This is a genomic window from Ferroplasma sp. Type II, from assembly GCF_000496155.1.
On the sequence record NZ_KI542734.1, the window covers coordinates 65877 to 67382 of the forward strand.

Genomic DNA, 1506 nt, shown 5'->3' on the forward strand with positions numbered 1-1506 from the left:
TTCGGCTGTGAGAACATCATAGATGCAGATATAACTGCATGCTTTGACAACATCGATAAGCACAAACTCATGGAACAGGTTGCAAAGAAGATATCAGACGGGGCAATGCTCCACATTATACGGCAATTCCTTGACGCAGGCATAATGGAAGACAATGAGGTACACACACAGGACAGGGGAACGCCTCAGGGTTCTCCCCTGTCACCATTACTTGCCAATATATACCTTGACCAATTGGATAAACAATGGAAATCTTCTGGATTGCAGAAGAGATATGGAGAAGATGCCCATCTTATAAGATACGCGGATGACTTTCTCATCTTACTGACAGGCAATCCAACAGTGGCAAAGAAGAAACTTGACGAGATCATGCAAGACCTTGATCTCACAATGAACACGGAAAAGACACGAATAGTAAAGGCAGAAGAGGGTTTCGACTTTCTTGGCTTCAGGTTTGTGAGGCAGTATTCCCAATGGAGGAAGAAGAGGGTAACAAGATGGTTTCCCTCTCCTAAATCCGAGATGAGAATAAGGGAAAAGATCCTGATCCTCACAAATAACAGTGTACGCTCTTTAATGACGCCTGAGGAGGCGAAGGAGATGCTCATCCCAGTATTAAGAGGATGGGGAAATTACTTTGAACACAGCCTAGCATCCAACATTTTCACAGGAATATGGGACTATGCACAGTGCAGACTTATGTATATGTACTGTCATCAGCATAACATACCACGTACATGGAAAAACAGGGACATTCCGGACAGACTCTCAATTATGGATACAAAACCGCATACCTTTCTGGGAAAACGCCATAATACTATGTCATGAAAGCAGTCGGTGAGCGCAATGCGGGAAAACCGCTCGTTGCGTTCGACGAGGGGGCTCTGTGTAACGACAGAGTTCTACTCTATGATGTAAACTCTATGCCTGGCAATATTAATTTCCATGCAGAATACCTTTCAGGATCAGAATTCTATTCAATGCATTCTATGGCACCAGAACCATCAGTATTCTTCCACAATTCATATTCCACATTCGGGAATTCAAACATACATGTTGAGAAGTACATGAATGAGATGGGCTATGACGGGAATAATACCATATACCCTATTAAGCATAACAGCAACGGCCTCCCATCTTATACCTATGTAACAGGGGATCTTTCATCTTCCTATGATTATTCAAAATCAAATGCCAATATGGACAATTATCTATCATTACATGCCGTTGTTATGAACAGGGCCAACGATATCTCCGTAACCATAATAGCTTCAGGTATTGGCAAGGGTGAAATATTCAAGGATAAGGTACCGTCAAGGAACCCAAATTCAAGTCAATACGCATGCTACTATTATGGGCCCTATTATCAGAATCTAAGCTTTAATATTAATGACGGTGGAAGCAAATCAGCCATAGATACACAATTTAACTCAGGAATAAATGTTACCGGTACAGCAGCTTTAAAGCAATTGTCGGCATCTAATGCCAGCATATACAAAAAAGCTG

2 protein-coding genes are annotated in these 1506 nt (G+C 41.8%); both read left to right on the top strand.

Annotation, left to right across the window (positions count from 1 at the left end; all coding sequences use genetic code 11):
• A partial coding sequence (locus tag AMDU4_RS08465; protein WP_290704712.1) for a reverse transcriptase domain-containing protein occupies window positions 1-828 on the top strand: 828 nt, incomplete at its 5' end.
• Window positions 825-1506, top strand: a 682-nt coding sequence (locus AMDU4_RS08470) for a hypothetical protein (RefSeq protein ID WP_021787566.1), incomplete at its 3' end; no start/stop codon positions are given. The genes AMDU4_RS08465 and AMDU4_RS08470, both read left to right, overlap by 4 nt.